We start from the raw sequence: 21,897 nt of genomic DNA, 5'->3' as shown, positions 1-21,897 counted from the left end.
CGATTAAAGTAAAGGATGTTCTTTATGAAGAAAGCTTCTAATGAAAATACCAACGAGGAAGCAAAAGTAGATATTTTGGAAGAAGCGAGAAAACTATTTACACGCAGTCAAGATTTAATGATCAAGCCCCATTTCTTTAAAGAAAAGGAGATCACGTTAGTTTATTTTGATAGCCTAGTGGATCGACATTATTTAGATCAATTTATTCTTCTTAAGTTAGAGGAAGCATCAAATGAATCTTTTATAGAAAAAATCATGAGTAGCTTTCAAACGGGGGATGTAACGAATCAATCGATTGATGATATTACGTCTGCTCTATTCTCCGGTTATGTTCTTTTCTTTGTTGAAGATAAAATACTAACTATTCATGCAGGGAATATGCCGAAAAGGCAGCCTGAAGAATCTTCATTGGAAACATCCATAAGAGGACCAAAAGACGGTTTCGTTGAAGACTTAAATACAAATATTTCTTTAATAAGAAGAAGGTTGTTCACCCCCTCTCTGTGTGTGGAGAAGTTCAAAATTGGGACTAGGTCACATACTGATATTGCCATTATGTATCTGTCTGATGTCATTGATAACCATGTGCTAAATGAATTATATACAAGGCTGGAAGCAATCGATATTGATGTTCTAACAGGCAACCAGCACCTTGAGTCTCTACTTGATGATAACCCCTATTCTATATTTACCAGTTTTGACTACACGGGTAGACCGGATTTTATAGTAGATTCGTTAAACCAGGGGAGGTTTGCTTTAATTGTAGATGGATTCCCGACTGTTTCCATAGCTCCAGTAAATTTACTGTTGCAAATAAAGTCACCTGAAGATTCAAGCATCAATTATGTGTATGTGTCTTTAGAAAGAATTATCCGGATGATCGGAATATTAATATCTGCATTCTTACCTGGCATTTGGGTGGCAATCTCTTCCTATAATATTGAACAAATTCCCTATCTATTGGTGGCAACAATCTCGATGTCACGGTTCGGATTACCCTTGTCGGCACCAGTAGAAATGTTTATTGTCCTATTTTTGTTCGAATTTTTCAATGAGGCGGGTGTACGCCTTCCTAGGGCGATCGGACAAACCGTTTCCGTCCTGGGTGGCTTGATTGTAGGGGATGCTGCCATCCGTGCAGGACTGACCTCTCCTACTATGCTGGTCATTGGGGCCATCACCTATATTTCGTCCTTTACTCTCGTAAATCAATCCTTGAAATATGGTACAACGGTACTCAGGTTTATTGTGTTATTCGTGGGTACGTTTTTTGGTTTGTTTGGTGTGATCATGACTTTCATCCTGACGACCATTTATTTATCAACCCTCTCATCGTTCGGTGCTCCATACTTAGGGTCGCTTGCTCCTATTAGCTGGAAAGAAGCAATTCGATCCTTGTTCCGGCTGCCAATCCAATTCTACAAACAGCGTACAGATTCAACTAACCCTCAAGACCAATCAAGGAAAGGAAACGATAAGCATGAACAACAAGATAACTAAATTCATGATCATTCTTTCGGTCCTTCCTTTAACAGGTTGTACGGGGTCGAAAAATATTCAGGACTTAACTTATATTGTATCAATTGGTTTGGATTATGATGAAACAACAGATGAATATTCGGCTTTTCTCCAGGGGCTTAATTTTGCAAATGTGGCGAAGCAAGAAGGAAGTAGACCAACTGAACCGATTCCTACATTTGTTGGTTCTGCTAAAGGGAAAACCTTGAACATGGCCGTTAGTAAATTATATAAGGTTTCGAGACCACCATTGTTTTTTGGTCATACGAAGACGCTGGTTTTATCCAAGAACGTATTAAAGTATAAATTTAAAGAAGTCTTGGAGGACATTGGCAGAAACCGATCCTTGAGGCCGAGCCTCCAGGTATTTGTGACGGACATGAGCATAGAAGAAATTTTTAACGCAAAAGGATTATTTGATTATCCTCCTGTTTATACCGTTCTTCTGACTGAAGAAAAATCAGAGGGGATCCAAAATGAAATTGATTCTACAAGCTTGATGCATTTTTTAAGGGAATATTATGAGCCTATGGGTACTGCATTGATTCCAAACATAAAAATTGACCATCAATCCTGGCGTGCTGGCGAAGAGGTTACTTCTCTTTTTTTAGATGGATATAGTGTCTTCCAGGATTCAACCTTTAAAGGGGATATTTCGGCAAATGATTCCATGACGGTGGATTGGCTCAAAAACAAAAAAAATTCACTAGACTATGCCTTATATAAAGAAGATGAAATATTGTCCACTTTTAAATTAACAGCTGATGAACCTAAGGTGAAATATAATAAAGATCACTCGAATTTTCCGGAATTTTCATTGGAAGTAAGTGTTGAAGCAGAGTTGATAGAAAAGATAAACAATATGCCCTACAATGAATTACAGGCAACTCTTCAAAAATCGTTGGAAGAAAAAATAACAAAAGTATATAAAAAAGGGATCGAGAAACAAATGGACCTTCTTGATGTCGGGGAAAGATGGTATCGCTTTCATCCCCAGAAATTTAAAGAACTGGATGAAAGAGGCGATATGTTTTACCTTACACATGATTCTTTAAAACAAGTAAAGGTGAAAGTGGATATTAAACACTTCAATGCATATCGATATATTAAAGAAGATTAATAATTGGCAGAATCCTAATAGGGAATACAATATTTTTGGGTTTTTTCCCTATTCTCTTTCATTTTTCCATTTGATTGCATATCATGAAGATAGCTAAAAGAAGAAGGAGGAATAACCTCTATGAAGATAAGCATATATATTTTGTTATTAATAGTATCTGCTGTTGTAGCAATCGGTTGGAGTTGGAAGAGACTATTAGATTTTAACACGTATAAGAAACCATTTTTTGAAGGAGTGGCACTTCAGTTCCTTTTCCTTCTGTTTGCATCAGTATGGTGGCTCATAACAGAGGATATTTCTGACGGATTAATAGGCGTGTTCTATTATTTTATTGCCTTTCTTATCATTATGGTCGTACATGGGTTTACTCTGCATTATTTGTTCTCTAAAAAAAAGATGCAGGAACGTGAAGAATGAGTGTCATGGGGATCGATGCCGGTGGAACGCTAACCAAAATCGTTTATAAAGAAAAGGGTAGGCTGCACTTCAAAGTCTTTTCAAGTAAAAATCATAAGGAAATACAGAAGTGGCTCATTCTTTTAAATTCAAACAATAAGCTATATCTGACTGGAGGCAAGGCATGGAAATGGAAAGAAACGTTTCCACAAGCATACATCGTGGATGAATTTGATTCGGTATTCAAGGGAACCGAGATGCTCCTTAAAGAAGAAAAACTTGAACTGAAACCGTTTATTCTCATTAATATTGGGACAGGGACATCCTTTTTTAAGATTGATAAAAATCGAAGCGCCAGACTGCTTGGCAGTGGTTTAGGCGGTGGGACATTCATGGGCTTGGGTTCAATACTTACGGGGGTTTCAGACTATATCGAACTCGTTTCTTTATCCGGAATGGGCAAAAGAGAGCAAGTGGATCTCCTGGTAGGAGATATCTATGAGGAGGGGCATTCACTAATTCCTGATAATTTGACCGCTGCTAATTTCGGGAAAGTGTCTGCTGATTCTCAAAAAGCAGACAAGCTGAGAGCTTTAACGAATATGATAGGGGAAACCATCATCCTTCTCGCTACACAAGCAGCCAGTGAGCATCAAATTAAACATTTCGTGTTTGTTGGGAGTGCATTGGAAGGGAATAGAGCTTTGAAAGAAGTTCTAATGCAATTCCAAGATATACTTTCCTATACTGCTGTTTTTCCGGAGAGAGGATCCTTCGCAGGGTGTTTAGGGGCATATCATTTAGGAATCGATGGAGTACATTCACAAAATAGACAATGAATCTTCCCTTGAGGAATTGTTTTTTTATCCTCTTTTTACTAACATAGAGTAGAGAGATACATAAAGTCGGAGGAGATAAAGATGGCAAAAACCAAACCATTTGCAGTGGTAATGATCATCATGGGTATTCTCCTTGCAGGTTGCAGCAATAGTGACTTTCAAGCAGAAACAGATTATGAAGTGAAGGACTTTTCTTATACGAATCAAAAAAAACAGGAAGTCAGTTTAAAAGATTTGAAGGGGCAAGTCTGGATTGCTGATTTCATTTTCACCAGCTGTGAAACTGTTTGTCCGCCAATGACATTTAATTTAACAAAGCTTCAAGATAAGCTTAAAGAAGAGGGTGTAGAGGATTACAAAATCGTTTCTTTCAGCGTGGATCCTGAAACGGATACACCCGATGCATTAAGTGAATATATTTCAAACTTTGAAGCAGACACAAGTAAATGGGACCTCCTCACAGGATATGAATTCGATGAAGTGAAGGACCTTGCAGAACATTCCTTTCGCTCAATTGTTGCAGACGACCCTAATTCTGATCAAATGATTCATGGTACGAGCTTCTATCTCGTCAATCAAGAAGGGACAGTCGTCAAAACGTACAGTGGAAATAGTGATGTTCCTTACGATGAAATAGTTGACGATATGAAAATATTAATTAAAGAAGGATCTAAATAGAGACCAAAGAGAACTTGTTGGAGTATTCAACCAGGTTCATTGTAGCTTTAGTCCTTATTACCTAAACAGAGTTGTTTAAAAGGAGAATCGCTGATGTCAGGTGATTCTCTTTTTTATGTGGATGCTGAATTTATATTCCAATATAAGGGTAATAAGGATTATAATGATAAAAAAAGATACGGGGGGAAACGGCTCAATGAAAATCAGACCGATAGAAGTAAAAGATGCTGGAAGAATTGTGGGGATTATGCGACAAAAGACAGTTTTACCTAATATCATAGCCTTGCCAAGCTTAAGGGTAGAGAAATTTGAGAGCAGATTACAGAATCCCTCTTCTGATCAGCATGACTTTGTAGCGGAGGTAGACGGAACGGTAGTGGGTCTATGCGGATTAACTCAAGGAATTGGTCGACGCGCACATACAGGGTCTCTCTTTTTATTCATAGATGAAAACTATCATGCTCAAGGAATTGGGACAAGACTCCTTAAAAATGCAATCGATTTAGCTGATAACTGGTTAATGATTGAAAGGATTGAATTAACAGTCATAGAGTCCAATACACGGGCAAAAGCATTATATGAGCGAATAGGATTTGAGGATGAAGGATTCAAACATGGTTCCATCATACAAAATGGTCAATATGTGGGGGAGTGCTGCATGGCTAGATATAGACCTGGTGGAGCTGTAAAGAAGGGATATGATAAACTGAGAGAAACAAAACAAATCGAAAGCAGCAGGTGAAGACGTATTCGAAACTCTAAAGGAATGCTGATATTTGATGTAACTATCACATTATTTATATTGATATGGGTCGTGAAGTCATTTATGGACGGGGAGGTATGGAGAGGAACCGTATTTTTCAGCTGTTTCGCAATCATGATCGGAGTATTATTGTTCAGGTTTAAGAAGAGCATGTAAAGAGTAGGTGAGAGGATGGAAAAGAGATATTATACGATTGGGATGGCCGGGCATATTGACCATGGAAAGACCACTCTCACGAAGGCTCTAACCTCAGTGGATACGGATCAGCTAAAAGAAGAAAAGGAACGCAACATTTCGATTGAACCTGGTTACGCGCCGATGTATCAAGATGAGGACATTGAAATATCGGTTGTGGATGTACCTGGACATGAGCGGTTTATACGACAGATGATCGCAGGTGTTGCGGGTATTGACCTTGTTGTAGTCGTCGTTGCAGCAGATGAAGGCGTTATGCCGCAAACGAAGGAACATCTGGAAATTCTTTCTCTTCTGGGGATTACGGAAGCTATTATTGTCTTAACGAAAATTGCAAAAGTAGAAGAAGAACTAATAGAGTTGGCACTTGAAGAAGTAACCGAAGAGTTGAAACATACGGTTTTCGCTTATGCACCCATTCTTTTAGCAGATAGTTTGACAGGAAATGGAGTAGAGACTCTGAAAGGTGAAATAATTTCTTCCCTGAAGAGAATGCCTTCAAGAAGGATTTCTAGTCAATTTCGATTACCCATTGATCATGCTTTCACGGTAAAGGGGAAGGGGACAGTCGTAAGAGGGACCATCTATGAAGGAAGACTTGAAACAGGTGATGAACTATTCCTATTACCACAAGGGGTACATACGAAAGCGAAACAAATTCAAGTTCATCATAAGAAGGTAAGTTCTGGACATGCGGGACAAAGGGTTGCGATTAACCTTTCCGCAGTGGGCTACAAAGAGCTAAAGCGTGGTAATGTAATTGTGACCACTCCCCATTTGTCACGATCAAACACAATAGACGTATGTCTTACCGTGTTACATTCTATCAGACATGAAGTCAAGCAGCGGATGCCAGTCAGGGTTCATTCAGGTACGTCTGAAGTTATGGGGAAGCTTGTGTTCTTCGATCGAAACAAAGTTGAATCGGAATCAAGTGTGATTCTATGTCAGATCCAGCTAGAGGATTCTCTCATGGTTAAAAGGGGGGATCGATTTATAATCAGAAGACCATCACCTATGGAAACAATCGGTGGAGGTTGGATTATTCAGCCGAAGGGCGGTAACTATCGCTTTGGTGCAAAGACCATCGATCTTCTTCAAGCTGAGATGGAAGGGACACCCGAGCAGAGGGTGTTGAGAATTCTTGAAACCTCTAAATCGATTGAGAAAGCGTGCCTGATGAGAGAAACCTCTCTTTCTGAGGAAACCCTCTATGAATTATTCCAGAATGAACAGTGGATCCATATTTCTTCTACAGTGGTCACTCATGAAATTATGGTAGACGAGTGCAGAAAGGCGATAGAAGATCGACTAAAGAAATTTCATATGAAATCCCCATTATTAAAAGGAATTAACCGTGGTGAGATGAAGCAATCCATAAATGAGTATCCATCAGCTCTTGTAGACTATGTGATTGAAAATAGCTCTGGGATAGAGGGGAATGCAGTTGTTTATTTAGAAGGTTTTACCCCTCATTTGCCAACGGAATGGAAAAAACGAGGCGATCAGCTTCTATCTTTATTAGAAAATGATGATACCAAAGTGAAGGATATGGAAGACTATTTTTATCAAGTAGGTATACCGGAGCAGTTCCATTCGGACTTTTTTCATTTTTTCGTTCAAGAGAAAAGAGTTGTCCCTTTGGATGACCGGAAGGCGTATTCATATGGAGTGTTTCATAATGCTATCCGCCAATTAAAGGAACATACAGGGGATACATTCGACATTTCAGAAGCGAAGGAGATTTTGGGAACATCCAGAAAGTACACAATCCCTCTATTAGAAAGGCTTGATAAGGAAGGACTTTCGATTCGAATGAATGGGAATCGAAAGTGGGTTGAATCTCGAGGATAAAGGGTAAACAAATGAAGATGAAAATGACAGGATTAGAATAAGTAGCTTAAATTGTAATGTGTGCCAAACAGAATCACTCGTGATCCCTTTAAACAACATATGTTTGAAGCATAAAGGAAAGTAGGATAAGCATTTATGAAAGAATTATGGAGCGCATTTGGCTGGGTCATTCCAATTCTCATCGTTGTGACGATTTCCCTTATCTTTGCAGTGTCCTTTTGGAAGAAAAGAAGGGGAAAGGGAAGATGGATGAACCTGCTCCCTGTATTATTTACATTTATTTCTATTGGAGGAATCTGTTTAATTACGTTAACCCCCGTTTCTTCAGGAAACGTCGCCGATGGCTCGGTGAATTTTGATCCCTTTTCGAATCTGAAATTAAATTTGATCTACCGAAATCATTTGGATGTTCCGATTCGAAATCTATTAGCCAATATTTTGTTGTTTATCCCATTCACCTTTTTCTTGGCTTGGTGGATGAGGCATTCGAAACAGCTTATATTAATGGTTACTTTTTTAGGATCGATGTTTTCCAGTGGCATTGAGTTTGCACAATTTTACCTACCGTTGGGAAGAGCGACAGATATTGATGACTGGATCATGAATACATTAGGTTCCTGTATCGGAGGATTAATATTTGTAGTTGTCCGATTCATTTATACGCTTTTGAAAATAAATAAGAAGCTGAACTGAGAGTATTGACGTTACGTTGATGCTCTTTTTTTATTTCACAGATACTGGATGAAATCTCAATCATGATGTATAGTCCTCACTCTTAAACAAAAGATAACAGTACAATAAAGGTGGTGAGTGCTCTTGTTGATAAAAGGATTTAAGGGATTCCTAATAGCAGCAGCAATTAGTGTGCTATTGTTCCTCATTATGCACTGGGATGTGAAACAAGGCGTTAAAAATTATACCCGGACTCACCCCGTTTCTGAAACACTTTCTCGAAAAGGTTCAATTGACATTTTCAATACAGGTGAAAGCTTTTATGAAAAACTGTTCGAAGATATTAAACAAGGAAGAGAACATATTTGGATTCATTTTTTTATTATCAGAGATGACGAAATCACCAAAGAACTGTTTGGGATGCTGATTGAAAAAGCCCAGGAAGGTGTAGATGTCCGGTTGTCTGTAGACTATCTAGGATCGGATATTCAGAAGAAAACAGTAAAGAAAATGGAAGAAGGAGGGGTTAAGGTTGTTAAGAGCAGGCCACTAAACATGCACAACGTCTTCTATTCCTTACACCATCGGAACCATCGCAGGCTGATCTCCATTGACCAGAGAATAGGGTATATTGGGGGATTCAATATGGGAGATGAATACCTAGGGAAAGATCCAAAGCTTGGGTATTGGAGGGATTATCATATTCGGATTTTCGGTGAAGCTGTAGGTGAAATATCTCAGCAGTTCAAGAGGGACTGGGAAGAAGATGGTGGGGAGAGTATCAAGCTTAGTTTTCCAGTTCATGCAACAACTAAAAAGGATGGAAGCAGAGTACACTTCTTGTTTTCAACCGGTGACGGCCTGGTTGATAAAACCATCCATTGGATTAATGAAGCTAAAGAGAGTGTAACCATTACTACTCCGTACTTTATTCCAAATGTAAAATTAACATCAGCATTAAAAGACGCTGTGAATCGTGGTGTTAAAGTGAATATCCTTGTACCTGATGATACAGATGCATGGTTTACGAAACCACCGAGTTACCGGATTGAGAAGAGTCTATTAGATAACGGTGTGAATCTATATTTATATGAAAAAGGTTTCTTTCACGGCAAAGTGATGGTCATCGATCATGAATGGGCAGATGTAGGGACAGCCAATTGGGATCCGAGAAGTTTTCATTTAAATGACGAGAGTAACGCAATCGTTCAGGACGTTGAAGTTGCCCGTGAGTTAGAAAGACTAATTGATCAAGATATACAAGATAGCGAAAAACTCACCAAGAAAGCATTTGATGAATTACCATTCTGGGAAATAGCTTTACGAAAAACGCCGAAATGGCTTTATTACTATTTTTAAAGGATGCATATTAAATCCGATGCTTAAAATGAAAAGGAAATCGAAAAAATGGGTTAGGATAAAAAATTTTTGTTGAAAACGGAAATATGGTAAAGTGTTCTCATATATTAAAGATGTAACCACCTCTTCTCAAAGAAAGGGATTGTTCATGAGCGAGCTCCTGTTTATTGCAATGTTTGTTCTTTCGTTAATGGCATTCACATTTTTTAACATTTCAAAGAAGAAACATGTTTCAAAGTATCACAAATCCGTGGCAGTCAGTATCGTCATTTTTTCTTTAATCGGTATGATGTTGACGGTCTTTTTTTACCTTCCCAACGCATCTTAGTGAAAAATTGAGAAGGAATCAAAAGTATATAGTACTTTGAAAAGGCACGTAGGAGAAATTAAATCTCATGTGTCTTTTTTTGATGATGTTGATAAGTCAGACGTTTTGTGTGCAACTCAAGGCGTTCATTGCTTTAAAGTGAGAGAAAGTTTGATATGATAATGAAATAGATGAATGAATTCATATAGGAAGAAAGCATCAGTCTCTAAGATACTGATTGGACGAATGGCAATAAAGGAGAATACGGATGAAAGCTGCAATAATTTTTGACATGGATGGAACAATATTTCAAACGAATCGTATACTTGAAGCTTCACTTCGAGATGCCTTTCACTATCTTCGAGATGAGGGATTGTGGAAAGGACGTACACCTATTGAAACATATCGGGAAATGATGGGCGCCCCCCTTTCAGTGGTGTGGAGTACCCTTTTACCCGATCATTCTATACAAGTACGCCGGCAAATGAATGATGTGTTTCACGAACAATTGATTGGCAATATTCAAAAAGGGAACGGTGCACTCTACCCGAATACGGAAAAACTCTTAGGATATTTATCTGACAGAGGGTTTCCCATTTTTGTGGCGAGTAACGGTTACCCACATTATTTACAGGCTATTGTGGAGTCCCATTCGTTGGGTGAATGGATTTCAACCTGCTACAGCATTCAGGAAATTCAATCTGAGGATAAAGCGGATTTAATCCGCCAAATTAAGGAGGATCACAATCTTTCCCATGGAATCGTGGTTGGTGATAGGCTATCTGACTTCAAGGGTGCAGAAGCGAATCACTTTCTTTCAATAGGATGTGCCTTTGATTTTTCTCAAGACAAGGAGCTCCTCCAGGCTGATATCGTGGTTGATGATCTGATTGAAATCAAAGAATATATGGAGAAATTAGCAACAGAATGACAGGGGGGGATTCAGGTGGAGAACGAGCAATTGTCTGTATTTGATGAAAGGGGAAACAGGCTTGGGACAGCGAGCCGTTCCGAAGTCCATGCGAAAGGATATTGGCATGAAACGTTTCACTGCTGGCTTGCACATCATGATGAGGGCAGAAAGGAAACCTATATCTATTTTCAATTGAGAAGTGACAAAAAGAAGGACTATCGAAGCCTGTTGGATATTACGGCTGCAGGACACATTTTATCCACTGAAACAATTGAAGAAGGTGTGAGAGAACTTCACGAAGAATTAGGTCTCTATGTTCCGATTGAATCATTAGAATCACTTGGAATCATAAAAGGGGAACTCCATCAAGACGGTATGGTTGATCGAGAATTAACGAACGTTTTCCTCTACTCAAATCCTGTTACGTATGATGATTTTCATCTGCAGTTGGAGGAGGTAGCCGGTGTGTTTCGTTCTTCCTTTGAGGATTTCAAAGCACTTATCCAAAAATACAAAACTGAAATCAAAGTAGAAGGGTTTCAGATCAATGAGGTTGGTGAGAAGGAATTCACATCGGAAGTGGTGGGATTTCACCATTTTGTTCCCCATGAAAGATCTTATCTACTTGAAGTTCTTAAACGTATCAAAGCTCATCTTTAAGAAAGTAATGCTTCATTCCCATAGTCATGGGTGGGGTAAAAAGGGTATGATATTCATTTAGTACATACATATGCATGAAAGTAGGAGGACTCACTTGAACGGAACATCTCATATGGCAATTGGAGCAGCAACAGGGTTTATGGTGGCCAACTCGTTTGGATCAGGTCCGGATATTACAGCCACACTAGTCGCTATTGGCGGTATTTCCGCTCTCATGCCGGATATGGATATTGACGGCAAACTCAGTAACAGGTTAACTTTTTCGTCCAAGATGATAAGAGCAGTTGCTCAAATCATTGGATTTCTTATGATGGTTTATAGCTATCTCGAAGGTACAGGAAAAGAACAATGGCTGGGAATAAGCTATGGAGCAGGAATGATTGCCCTTTCGACATTCATTACCCAAAGAAGGATGCTTTCAATCACCGGCATCGGGGTAACGGCTTGCGGATGGCAGTTAAATGAAACTTGGCTATGGTTGTTAGGCATATTTATTCTTATTGCCTCATTCGTTTCTCACCGGAGCTATACCCACTCGTTTCTTGGTATCGTATATTACTCCTTTGTAGCCTATTATTTAGAGGCATCCCTAATGATCGAAGGGGTATTTGAAGCGTGTGTGATCGGGTATGGCAGTCACTTGATTGGCGATATGAAAATACTGCCTATTAATAAAAGAGGGATTAAGCTCTTCCTTCCCTTGTCATCAAAAGAAATGTAAAATAGGTAACTGCCCCTTGACCATCATTTCCCTTTACATTAAAATAATGGAAAAGAATGAATATGGGTATGCAATGATGAAGAGAAGTAAACCGGAGGAATACTAAAGAGAGCTGATGGTAGGTGGAAATCAGTGTAGGATACTGGTTGAATGGACTTCAGAGCATCCATGCTGAATTAGGAGTAGGCTTTGGCGGAAAGGCTCACCGATAGAAGAGCCAATGTATTGAAGTCTCGACTTCTGTACATAAGAAGTGCGTTTACACGTCGTAAACGAATGAAGGTGGCACCACGGGTTTCTCGTCCTTTTTAACAGGATGAGAAGCCCTTTTTTGCGTTCATAAAAACGATGAATAAGGGGAATCGCTATGAAAAAACAAGTATTGACTGGCATTAAGCCAACAGGCCGTATCCATTTGGGTAATTACATCGGTGCAATCAAACCAGCTTTACAACTGGCAGAGAATGAATCATACGATACAGCATACTTTGTTGCTGATTATCATGGACTGACAAAGGTTCATGATCAGAAAGAAATGAAAGAACTTTCCTATGGTGTGGCCGCAACCTGGTTAGCGCTTGGGTTAGATCCGGACCGAGCGATATTTTATCGACAATCAGATGTTCCAGAAATCTTTGAATTAAGCTGGATTTTGGCTTGTTTTGCACCAAAGGGATTAATGAATCGTGCACATGCGTACAAATCAATCGTAGAGGAGAATCAAAATGGCGGCAAGGATGTTGATATGGGAGTGAATATGGGATTATTCACTTACCCGATTTTGATGGCAGCGGATATTCTTCTCTTTCAATCGAAAATGGTGCCAGTCGGTAAAGATCAGGTTCAGCATGTAGAAATTGCTCGAGATATTGCTGAAAGCTTTAATAAGCACTACGGTGAAACATTTGTCCTACCCGAGTATAGGATTCAGGAAGAGACAGCAGTTCTTCCAGGACTTGATGGCCGTAAAATGAGTAAAAGCTATAACAATACAATCCCATTATTTGAAGAACCAAAGAAGCTTCAAAAACTACTAAATAAAATCAAAACAGATTCTACACCACCAGAAGAACCAAAGAATACCAAATCCTCCGTCATTTTTTCTCTTTATAAAGAATTTGCAGCTCCCTATCAAATAGAAGAGATGAGAAGGAAATTCCAAGATGGAATTGGATGGGGAGAAGCGAAAAAAGAGCTCTTTCAAGTAATGAATTCGTTTATCGAAGGACCACGCTCCAAATATGAAGAGCTGATGGCGAATCCACACATTCTAGATGCCATCTTAGAAGATGGAGCAGAAAAAGCAAGACAGAAAACGATTCCATTCATGAAAGAAATAAAAAAGAAAATGGGCATATCTCATTAAATAAAAAGTTCTCTTCACGAAATTTTTATTCTTGATATTAAATCGTAAAAATACATGCATCCAACAACAGCATGTTAAAAAATACAATAAATAATGTAAACTCTGTAGTAAGAGAGCCAAAAAGCCGAGTAACAACGTTTAATGATTTTTATTTTTCTAATTATTCGTAAATCTCGTTGACATTTATCTTGCTTTGTTATAAGTTATTGGAAAGTTATTAATCATACAACCACATAGTTTCTTATCAAGAGAGGTAGAGGGACTGGCCCGAAGACACCTCAGCAACCAGCCAAAGTTACAGGTATGGTGCTAATTCCAGCAAGTTGATATCAACTTGGACGATAAGAGGGAGAACGAATTGACAAAACCTTCTTATGTTTATAAGAAGGTTTTTTGTTTTTTCCCTTTTCGTTTTCGAGGAAAGAAAAGGAGAGAAGAATGTTGAAAAAACATATTGATACCTTGCTTGTTCAGGCAGGAAACCGGAAAGACCCTACAACGGGTGCTGTGAGCTTACCCATTCATTTATCGACCGCATTTGAACATAAAGGAATCGGGCAATCGACAGGCTATGATTACACGAGAACAGGAAATCCAACGAGATTCACTTTGGAAGAAACAATAACCCAATTGGAGGAGGGGCACAGAGGATTTGCCTTTAGTTCGGGGATGGCAGCCATCCAGGCCATTCTAAGCTTATTCTCAGATGGAGATGAATTGGTTGTTTCAAAGGATCTTTATGGGGGGAGCTACCGTTTATTCATTCAATATGAAGCACAGTATAGAATCAAGTTTCATTTTGTGGATACAAGTGATGTAGAAAGGATTTCGAACTCTATTACGAAAAATACCAAAGCGATTTTTCTTGAAACGCCTACCAATCCCTTAATGAATGAAGCGGTCATTTCAGATGTTGCTAAACTTGCAAAGGATAGAGGCTTGCTTTTAGTTGTTGACAATACCTTCTATACACCGGTATTGCAGAAGCCCCTCACAGAAGGAGCAGATATTGTGATTCATAGCGCCACAAAGTATCTAGGAGGGCATAATGATGTGCTGGCTGGTGTTGTGGTCGTTAATTCCGAGGACCTGGGAAAAAGAATCTACACTGTTCAAAATTCAATCGGTGCCGTTCTTGCCCCATTTGATTGCTGGCTCTTACTCAGAGGGATGAAAACTCTTAGTCTCAGGATGGCTCAGCATGAAAAAAATGCGAGAGCGTTGGCAAAGTATCTTGAAGGACGTGAATTGGTCACAGATGTTTTGTATCCGGGAAAAGGGGGCATGCTTTCTTTTCGCATAGCCCGGGAGGAATGGATTGCTCCGTTCCTGCGCCATTTAAAGATCATAACCTTTGCTGAAAGTTTGGGAGGGGTGGAAAGCTTTATCACGTATCCAGCGACCCAGACCCATGCAGATATTCCTGAGGAAGAACGAAACAAGTTGGGTATCTGTACCAGGTTACTGCGATTCTCGGTTGGAATCGAGTATATCGATGACCTGATTGAAGACTTGGAGAATGTTTTTCATCAATTGGAAAAAGAGGTGCTTACGTATGAGTAAAAAACCATTTTCACTTCAGACGTCACTCATTCATTCTCATGGATTTGATAAAGAGACAGGGGCAGTTTCTACACCGATTCACAATGCGACTACTTTTCATCAGCAGGATTTTGATCAGTATGGGACGTATGACTACAGCCGATCGGGAAACCCAACGAGAGAAACAGTCGAGGAAACCATAGCTGAGCTGGAAGGAGGGGTGAAGGGTTTTGCCTTTTCATCTGGGATGGCCGCAATCTCTACTAGTTTTTTTTTATTATCAAATGGTGACCACGTACTTGTATCTGAAGAAGTGTACGGTGGAACGTATCGGATGATTACCGAAGTCCTTACTAAGTTTGGAATCCAGTATTCATTTGTGAACATGAAGGATTTGCACGAAGTGGCTTGTTCCATCCAGGACAATACGAAAGTGATTTATATGGAGACACCTTCGAATCCCCTCCTGAACATCACGGATATAGAAGGAGTGGTAAAGCTTGCAAAGGCGAATGACTGCTTGACGTTTCTTGATAATACGTTCATGACCCCTTTGCTCCAAAGACCAATCAGTTTAGGTGTAGATGTTGTGCTGCACAGTGCGACAAAGTTTCTTGCTGGCCATAGTGACGTCCTTGCTGGCCTCGCTGTAACGGGAAATGAAGAGATTGCAAGAAGACTTTCTTTCTTACAGAATTCATTTGGAGCGGTCCTTGGGGTACAGGATTGCTGGCTTCTATTAAGAGGGATGAAAACCCTTCATGTACGACTGAAGGAATCATCGGAATCGGCTTATAAAATCGCAAGTTTCCTGGAAAAGAGAAAAGAAGTGGAAGAGGTGTACTACCCTGGATTAAGCTATCACCCAGGTCGTGAAATTCAAGTTCGACAAGCAGAGGGTCCTGGTGCAGTTCTTTCCTTTCGGTTAAAAGGAGAAGAAGAAGTGAAGTGTCTCATTCAGAACATAAACATCCCTGTTTTCGCGGTCAGCCTTGGGGCAGTTGAATCAATCCTCTCCTACCCTTCAAGAATGTCACACGCCTCCATGCCGAAAGCTGAAAGGGAAAGAAGGGGCATTACAGAAGGATTGTTGAGACTATCCGTCGGTCTTGAGAACGCCGATGAACTAATAAAAGACCTTCAACAAGGTTTAGATAGTTTACAAGAAATTCGGAAACATAACGTAATAAATTTATAAAAAAGGAGGGAAGATCATGAATCCGCTTCTGGAAGAACTTAATGAGAAAATTTTAATAGCAGATGGAGCCATAGGTACCTTATTGTATTCATATGGTGTGGACAGATGCTTTGAAGAATTGAATCTTTCTCACCCAAATGAAGTAGTGAAGGTTCATAAAGAATACATTGATGCTGGTGCAGATATAATACAAACCAATACGTACGGAGCTAATTATCAAAAGCTTTCCAGGTACGGATTGGAAGACTCAGTGAAAGAAATAAACACGGCAGCAGTTCGTCTAGCCCGAAAAGCAGCAGGGGAAGATACCTATATCCTTGGTACCGTTGGAGGAATTAGAGCGATCAAACAAAACGTTCCTCTAGAAGAAATCAAAAGAAGCTTCCGTGAACAGCTATACTGTTTATTATTAGAGGGCGTCGATGGGATTCTACTTGAAACGTATTATGATTTCGAGGAATTAATAACAGTGTTGAAAATTGCTAAACGTGAAGCCAATATTCCTGTCATCGCTCAGGTTTCACTTCATGAAACGGGCGTACTTCAAAATGGAATGGAGGTAGGGGATGCTCTTCAACAACTCGAGTTATTGGGGGCAGACGTAGTGGGGATTAATTGCCGCATGGGACCATTTCATATGGTGAACTCATTAGAGGAAGTCCCTTTACCTAAAACAGCTTTTCTATCCGTTTATCCCAATGCAAGTTTGCCAAACTATGAGGAAGGTCGATTCTATTACTCTGCAGAACCGGATTACTTTGGAGATATAAGCAATGAACTAAGGTCGCAAGGTGCGAGAATCATTGGAGGTTGCTGTGGAACGACCCCTGATCACATTCGTTCTGTAGCTGAGAAGTTAAAGAGCAGAGAGCCAGTGAAAGAAAAAGTGGTGAAAACAAAAAAAGTTGTTCAGTTATCGTCACCATCAATTAAGGGGAGTTTGCTTCATAAGCAAGTAAAAGAAAAGAAGACCATCATTGTTGAACTTGATCCACCTAAGCATCTAGACACAAGGCTATTTTTTCAAGGGGCAAAGGCTCTTAAAGATGCAGGAATCGACGCACTTACGCTTGCGGACAATCCACTTGCATCTCCTCGAATTAGCAATGACGCGATCGGGAGCCTTATTCAATCCAAGTATGATCTCACACCATTGGTTCACATCACATGTCGTGATCGAAACTTGATTGGACTTCAGTCCCACCTGATGGGTCTTCATACATTGGGTATTCATAATATTTTGGCTATTACTGGTGATCCTGCCAAGATTGGGGATTTTCCAGGTGCGGCATCAGTATATGATTTATCTTCACTTGAGTTAATAGAGTTGATAAAACAGAACAATGAAGGGACCTCATTTTCAGGGAAATCACTGAGAGAAAGGACTCAGTTCTCTGTAGGCGCAGCCTTCAATCCTAACTTTCGCCATTTAGACGCTTCGGTAAAAAGGTTGGAGAAGAAAAAGAAAGCAGGTGCCGACTATTTCATTTCCCAACCAATCTTCGGAAAGGAACAACTAATTCAAGTCTATGAAGCCACGAAACATCTGGATGTGCCACTCTTCATTGGTATCATGCCATTAATTAGTTCGAGAAATGCAGAGTTTCTTCATTATGAGGTACCTGGAATCAATGTCCCTCAAATGACAAGGGAAAGAATGAGAGAAGCGGGAACGGATCCCGTCATTGCACGGGCGGTTGGAATGGAAATGGCTAAAGAATTACTTGAAACCGCATTAGAACTATTCAATGGGATTTATCTTATCACTCCTTTTGTCCGATACGATATGAGTATAGAACTGATTCATCATATACAAGAGAAAACGAACACAGAAAGAGAGGTTCCCTATGGCCATCACATTATTTGAAGAACAACTTAGGAAAAAAATACTCGTACTTGATGGGGCAATGGGAACGATGCTTCAACAGGCAAACTTGTCCCCGGATGATTTCGGAGGAGAAGAGCTTGAAGGGTGCAATGAAAATCTTGTGTTAACGACACCAGAGGTTATCCATCACATCCATTTAGAATATTTGGAAGCAGGAGCCGATGTGATTGAAACGAACACGTTTGGAGCCACTCCCATTGTACTGGATGAATATGATTTAGGTTATAAAGCATATGAAATCAACAAAGTAGCAGCCGAAATCGCCAAAAAAGCAGTAGAAAGCGTTTCAACATTGGAGTGGCCAAGATTTGTAGCCGGATCGCTCGGGCCAACAACAAAAACGTTATCGGTTACCGGTGGAATAAGTTTCGATGAGTTGGCAGACAACTATCGGATTCAAGCAGAAGGTTTACTCGATGGGGGAGTTGATGTACTGCTACTTGAAACGAGTCAGGATGCATTGAATGTAAAAGCCGCCAATCTCGGGATTCGATCTGCTTTTGAATCCCGAAGAAGAGAGATTCCCATCTTACTATCCGGAACCATTGAGCCTATGGGGACGACACTCGCAGGTCAGAATATCGAAGCCTTTTATTTATCACTGGAACATTTAAATCCATTGGTTGTAGGTCTAAACTGTGCAACTGGCCCAGAATTCATGCGAGACCCTATCCGTTCCTTATCGAATTTAGCCACTACCTATGTAAGCTGTTATCCGAATGCTGGCTTACCGGATGAAGAGGGGAATTATAATGAAACCGCGGATTCACTAAGCTTAAAAATGAAAGGATTTGCGGATAAAGGTTGGCTCAATTTGGTTGGCGGGTGCTGTGGGACGACACCGGATCATATACGTGCCCTCTCGGAAGTTGTGAAGGGATTACCCCCTCGTCATCCCAAAGAGTCCCATCCACATGCGGTGTCAGGAATTGAGGCTTTCGTTTATGAAGACGAAGACAGAAGACCGATACTGGTCGGTGAACGGACGAATGTCATCGGTTCCCGTAAATTCAAGAGATTGATTGCAGAGAATAAAATTGAAGAAGCTTCAGAGATTGCGAGAGCTCAAGTGAAAAATGGAGCCCAGGTAATTGATATTTGTCTTGCCGATCCCGATCGTGAAGAAGAAGAAGATATGAATGTATTTATACAAGAAGTGGTTAAGAAAGTAAAAGTTCCCCTTGTTATTGATTCTACTGATGAAAAGGTGCTTGAGACTGCCTTGAAATATTCCCAAGGGAAAGTCATCATTAATTCGATTAATCTTGAGGATGGGGAAGAACGCTTTGATAAAGTAACAAAACTGATGAAGCAATACGGAGCGGCGGTTGTAGTTGGAACGATCGATGAAAAGGGGATGGGAGTGTCGGTCGAACGTAAGATAGACATCGCTCTTCGATCTCATCAGCTGTTAACTGAAAAATATGGGATCGCATCAGAAGACATCATATTTGATCCACTAGTATTTCCAGTAGGAACAGGTGATAAGCAATACATTGGATCAGCAAGTGCTACCGTTGAGGGGATTAGACGTATAAAAGAAGCTTTGCCGGAATGTCCTCACATGCTAGGGGTGAGCAATGTTTCCTTTGGATTGCCTCCTGTAGGAAGAGAGGTCCTTAATGCGGTGTACCTGTATCACTGTACGAAAGCAGGACTGGATTATGCCATTGTCAATACGGAGAAATTAGAGCGGTTTGCATCAATACCTGAAGCAGAAGTACAAATGGCAGAGAAGCTGTTATTTGAGACGAATGATGAAACCCTGGCTGAATTTACAGCCTTTTATAGAGGCAAAAAGAAAGAAGTTAAAGTTCCCATTAACACGATGAGCTTAGAAGAAAGATTGTCTCATTATGTTGTGGAGGGAACGAAGGAAGGACTAATTGATGACTTAAATCGGGCTCTCGAACAATATGATGCTCCTCTCGATGTCATTAATGGACCTCTCATGGACGGAATGAGTGAAGTCGGACGTTTATTTAATGATAACCAGCTGATTGTAGCAGAAGTGTTGCAAAGTGCTGAAGTCATGAAAGCATCAGTTGCTCATCTAGAGCCGCATATGGACCAAAGTGAAAGTTCATCTTCAAAAGGCAAAGTAATCTTAGCGACGGTTAAAGGAGATGTTCATGATATTGGAAAGAATCTCGTGGATATTATACTCAGTAATAACGGCTATAAAGTGATTGATTTAGGTATTAAAGTTACACCTCAACAACTGATCGAAGTCATTCGGAAAGAAAAGCCAGATATCGTTGGCTTGTCCGGCCTTCTTGTGAAATCTGCTCAACAAATGGTGATTACCGCTCAAGATTTGAAGCAGTCCGAAATATCGGTCCCTCTCGTTGTAGGCGGGGCGGCCCTTACCAGGAAATTCACAACGAATAAAATTGGCCGGGAATATGATGGCTTGGTGTTATATGCGAAAGACGCCATGGACGGACTCTCCATCATGAATGGAATTCAACATGATGAAACAAGGCTTCAGTTGGAAATAGAAAGTCGAGAAAAGTTAAGTAAGGTAGTTTCAACTGAAGACACACCAAATCGAAATACAACATCTGTTGCTGTGAAAGAACGATCGAAAGTTGCAAAAAATGTAAGGGTTCATGTACCTTCAGACTTAATTCCACATACGATAAAGGAATTTTCACTCGATCAGATTCATCCCTATATTAATCAACAAATGCTGTTGGGGCATCATTTAGGGATTAAAGGAAAAATCAGTAGATTGTTAGACGAAGGAGACGAGCGAACGGTAGGTCTTAAAGCTGTGACCGATAAATTATTCCAGAAAGCCAAAATGCAAGGTATGATCCAGGCATCTGCACGATATCAGTTCTTTCCTGCGCAATCTGATGGTGATGATGTGGTGATTTATCATCCTGAGGATTTCTCAACAGAAATTGAACGTTTTCACTTTCCGAGGCAATCAGGGAATCAGCATTTGTGTTTAGCCGATTATCTACGAACCGTTGATAGTGGAGAAATGGACTATGTCGGATTTTTTGCGGTAACTGCCGGTGTGAAAATCAGGAAATGGGCAACTGAACTAAAGAATGAAGGCAGATTCCTTGAAAGTCACGCGATACAGGCTCTGGCATTAGAAACCGCTGAAGGACTGGCTGAAAGAGTTCATGAAATGATGAGAAGCAGGTGGGGATTTCCTGATCCCGTTGATCTTACGATACAAGACAGGTTTAGAACACATTATCAAGGTCAGCGTTTTTCATTTGGTTATCCTGCTTGTCCGGAACTTGATGATCAAAAGAAGCTGTTCAAGCTCATTCAGCCTGAAAAAATTGGAATTCAATTAACCGAAGGGTGCATGATGGAACCAGAGGCATCGGTTACAGCAATGGTCTTTGCTCATCCAGAAGCTAGATACTTTAATGTTTTATAGAGAATTCAGAAAAAGGCATCCCAAAATTATTAAGGGGTTTGCCTTTTTCTGTGTGGTCTTTTCATATGGATAAGCTCATAGTCATGCCTGAACTGACATTCTGAAAAGCATAAAATTTACTTGTTTACAAAAAATGGGTGTTTAGCTAAGGATTATTTCAATATGGAAGAAGGGTAATGGAACCTGAAGACTAATAAAGGGGTAAATACAGCATTTAAAACGTGTAATTCACTGTATTAACACTTTGATTATTAAAGTTTGTTTCCAATATTTCAAGTATTCGTTCATCTGAAAAGCCCGTGACCATTGATAAATTTGTTAAACTGGGTTTGATTCCTATCGAACTGCAAAAATGATAGGCACTTTGAATACTAAGGGTTTCAATAGATCGTCTTGACAGTTTGTTTTTCACTCTTTCATCAGCTCCCAACTATAATAACTAAGGACAAGGGTTACGACATTGTATAAGATTATGGTTGAATCCTAGAAGGAGCTTCTTCGT

The 21,897-nt window shown here is 40.0% G+C and carries 17 protein-coding genes, 1 riboswitch and 1 other annotated feature; all 17 genes read left to right on the top strand.

The window, feature by feature from the left end; genetic code table 11:
• Positions 1–24 precede the first annotated feature (24 nt).
• The 17 genes from FGG79_RS05830 (at position 25) to metH (ending at position 21,395) form a co-directional block, all read left to right on the top strand.
• Positions 25–1,500: a spore germination protein gene (locus FGG79_RS05830; RefSeq protein ID WP_138776787.1), complete on the top strand. Its 1,476-nt coding sequence runs from the start codon at positions 25–27 to the stop codon at positions 1,498–1,500.
• Positions 1,481–2,638 (top strand): Ger(x)C family spore germination protein, encoded by a 1,158-nt coding sequence (locus tag FGG79_RS05825; RefSeq protein ID WP_240794205.1) that lies wholly within the window; start codon positions 1,481–1,483, stop codon positions 2,636–2,638. Before FGG79_RS05830 ends, FGG79_RS05825 begins: the two co-directional genes overlap by 20 nt.
• A gap of 120 nt (positions 2,639–2,758) precedes the next feature.
• Entirely contained in the window at positions 2,759–3,055 is a 297-nt protein-coding gene (locus tag FGG79_RS05820) for a hypothetical protein (RefSeq protein WP_138776786.1), read from the top strand.
• Complete coding sequence (gene coaW, locus FGG79_RS05815) at positions 3,052–3,873, top strand: type II pantothenate kinase (protein WP_138776785.1); 822 nt, start codon at positions 3,052–3,054, stop codon at positions 3,871–3,873. The genes FGG79_RS05820 and coaW overlap by 4 nt, the downstream gene beginning before the upstream one ends.
• Before the next feature lie 81 nt (positions 3,874–3,954).
• The gene (locus FGG79_RS05810) at positions 3,955–4,551 is read left to right on the top strand and encodes an SCO family protein (RefSeq protein WP_138776784.1); all 597 of its coding nucleotides are present in this window, start codon (positions 3,955–3,957) and stop codon (positions 4,549–4,551) included.
• 196 nt (positions 4,552–4,747) lie between these two features.
• Positions 4,748–5,293 (top strand): GNAT family N-acetyltransferase, encoded by a 546-nt coding sequence (locus FGG79_RS05805; protein WP_240794204.1) that lies wholly within the window; start codon positions 4,748–4,750, stop codon positions 5,291–5,293.
• Positions 5,294–5,485: 192 nt separating this feature from the next.
• Positions 5,486–7,363, top strand: a complete 1,878-nt coding sequence (gene selB, locus FGG79_RS05800; protein WP_138776782.1) for a selenocysteine-specific translation elongation factor — start codon at positions 5,486–5,488, stop codon at positions 7,361–7,363.
• A 135-nt stretch (positions 7,364–7,498) separates the two neighbouring features.
• Entirely contained in the window at positions 7,499–8,056 is a 558-nt protein-coding gene (locus tag FGG79_RS05795; protein WP_138776781.1) for a VanZ family protein, read from the top strand.
• A gap of 123 nt (positions 8,057–8,179) precedes the next feature.
• The gene (gene cls / locus FGG79_RS05790) at positions 8,180–9,394 is read left to right on the top strand and encodes a cardiolipin synthase (protein WP_138776780.1); all 1,215 of its coding nucleotides are present in this window, start codon (positions 8,180–8,182) and stop codon (positions 9,392–9,394) included.
• 575 nt (positions 9,395–9,969) lie between these two features.
• The gene (locus tag FGG79_RS05785; RefSeq protein WP_138776779.1) at positions 9,970–10,632 is read left to right on the top strand and encodes an HAD family hydrolase; all 663 of its coding nucleotides are present in this window, start codon (positions 9,970–9,972) and stop codon (positions 10,630–10,632) included.
• A 15-nt stretch (positions 10,633–10,647) separates the two neighbouring features.
• Positions 10,648–11,274 carry an NUDIX hydrolase gene (locus tag FGG79_RS05780; RefSeq protein ID WP_138776778.1) on the top strand — a complete coding sequence of 209 codons (627 nt, stop codon included), beginning with the start codon at positions 10,648–10,650 and terminating at the stop codon, positions 11,272–11,274.
• A gap of 94 nt (positions 11,275–11,368) precedes the next feature.
• Entirely contained in the window at positions 11,369–11,995 is a 627-nt protein-coding gene (locus tag FGG79_RS05775; protein ID WP_138776777.1) for a metal-dependent hydrolase, read from the top strand.
• Positions 11,996–12,059: 64 nt separating this feature from the next.
• Positions 12,060–12,305 (top strand) — a binding site (T-box leader).
• 57 nt (positions 12,306–12,362) lie between these two features.
• Positions 12,363–13,361, top strand: a complete 999-nt coding sequence (locus FGG79_RS05770) for a tryptophan--tRNA ligase (protein WP_138776776.1) — start codon at positions 12,363–12,365, stop codon at positions 13,359–13,361.
• Between the two features lie 238 nt (positions 13,362–13,599).
• Positions 13,600–13,709, top strand: a riboswitch (SAM riboswitch).
• A 90-nt stretch (positions 13,710–13,799) separates the two neighbouring features.
• On the top strand, positions 13,800–14,924 hold the full coding sequence (locus FGG79_RS05765; protein WP_138776775.1) for a methionine biosynthesis PLP-dependent protein: 1,125 nt from the start codon (positions 13,800–13,802) through the stop codon (positions 14,922–14,924).
• Complete coding sequence (gene metC / locus FGG79_RS05760; protein WP_138776774.1) at positions 14,917–16,101, top strand: cystathionine beta-lyase; 1,185 nt, start codon at positions 14,917–14,919, stop codon at positions 16,099–16,101. Before FGG79_RS05765 ends, metC begins: the two co-directional genes overlap by 8 nt.
• 16 nt (positions 16,102–16,117) lie before the next feature.
• On the top strand, positions 16,118–17,968 hold the full coding sequence (locus FGG79_RS05755; protein ID WP_138776773.1) for a bifunctional homocysteine S-methyltransferase/methylenetetrahydrofolate reductase: 1,851 nt from the start codon (positions 16,118–16,120) through the stop codon (positions 17,966–17,968).
• The gene (gene metH / locus FGG79_RS05750) at positions 17,949–21,395 is read left to right on the top strand and encodes a methionine synthase (RefSeq protein ID WP_138776772.1); all 3,447 of its coding nucleotides are present in this window, start codon (positions 17,949–17,951) and stop codon (positions 21,393–21,395) included. The genes FGG79_RS05755 and metH overlap by 20 nt, the downstream gene beginning before the upstream one ends.
• Positions 21,396–21,897: the final 502 nt, after the last annotated feature.

The sequence above is a fragment of the Bacillus sp. BHET2 genome (genome assembly GCF_005938125.1).
GTDB lineage: Bacteria > Bacillota > Bacilli > Bacillales > Bacillaceae_B > Rossellomorea.
This window is presented reverse-complemented; position numbering and strand designations above follow the sequence as displayed.

Coding starts and splice junctions, on each gene's coding strand:
- FGG79_RS05830 (WP_138776787.1), top strand. CDS start 25: ATGAAGAAAGCTTCTAATGAAAATACCAACGAGGAAGCAAAAGTAGAT.
- FGG79_RS05825 (WP_240794205.1), top strand. CDS start 1,481: ATGAACAACAAGATAACTAAATTCATGATCATTCTTTCGGTCCTTCCT.
- FGG79_RS05820 (WP_138776786.1), top strand. CDS start 2,759: ATGAAGATAAGCATATATATTTTGTTATTAATAGTATCTGCTGTTGTA.
- coaW (WP_138776785.1), top strand. CDS start 3,052: ATGAGTGTCATGGGGATCGATGCCGGTGGAACGCTAACCAAAATCGTT.
- FGG79_RS05810 (WP_138776784.1), top strand. CDS start 3,955: ATGGCAAAAACCAAACCATTTGCAGTGGTAATGATCATCATGGGTATT.
- FGG79_RS05805 (WP_240794204.1), top strand. CDS start 4,748: ATGAAAATCAGACCGATAGAAGTAAAAGATGCTGGAAGAATTGTGGGG.
- selB (WP_138776782.1), top strand. CDS start 5,486: ATGGAAAAGAGATATTATACGATTGGGATGGCCGGGCATATTGACCAT.
- FGG79_RS05795 (WP_138776781.1), top strand. CDS start 7,499: ATGAAAGAATTATGGAGCGCATTTGGCTGGGTCATTCCAATTCTCATC.
- FGG79_RS05785 (WP_138776779.1), top strand. CDS start 9,970: ATGAAAGCTGCAATAATTTTTGACATGGATGGAACAATATTTCAAACG.
- FGG79_RS05770 (WP_138776776.1), top strand. CDS start 12,363: ATGAAAAAACAAGTATTGACTGGCATTAAGCCAACAGGCCGTATCCAT.
- FGG79_RS05765 (WP_138776775.1), top strand. CDS start 13,800: ATGTTGAAAAAACATATTGATACCTTGCTTGTTCAGGCAGGAAACCGG.
- metC (WP_138776774.1), top strand. CDS start 14,917: ATGAGTAAAAAACCATTTTCACTTCAGACGTCACTCATTCATTCTCAT.
- FGG79_RS05755 (WP_138776773.1), top strand. CDS start 16,118: ATGAATCCGCTTCTGGAAGAACTTAATGAGAAAATTTTAATAGCAGAT.
- metH (WP_138776772.1), top strand. CDS start 17,949: ATGGCCATCACATTATTTGAAGAACAACTTAGGAAAAAAATACTCGTA.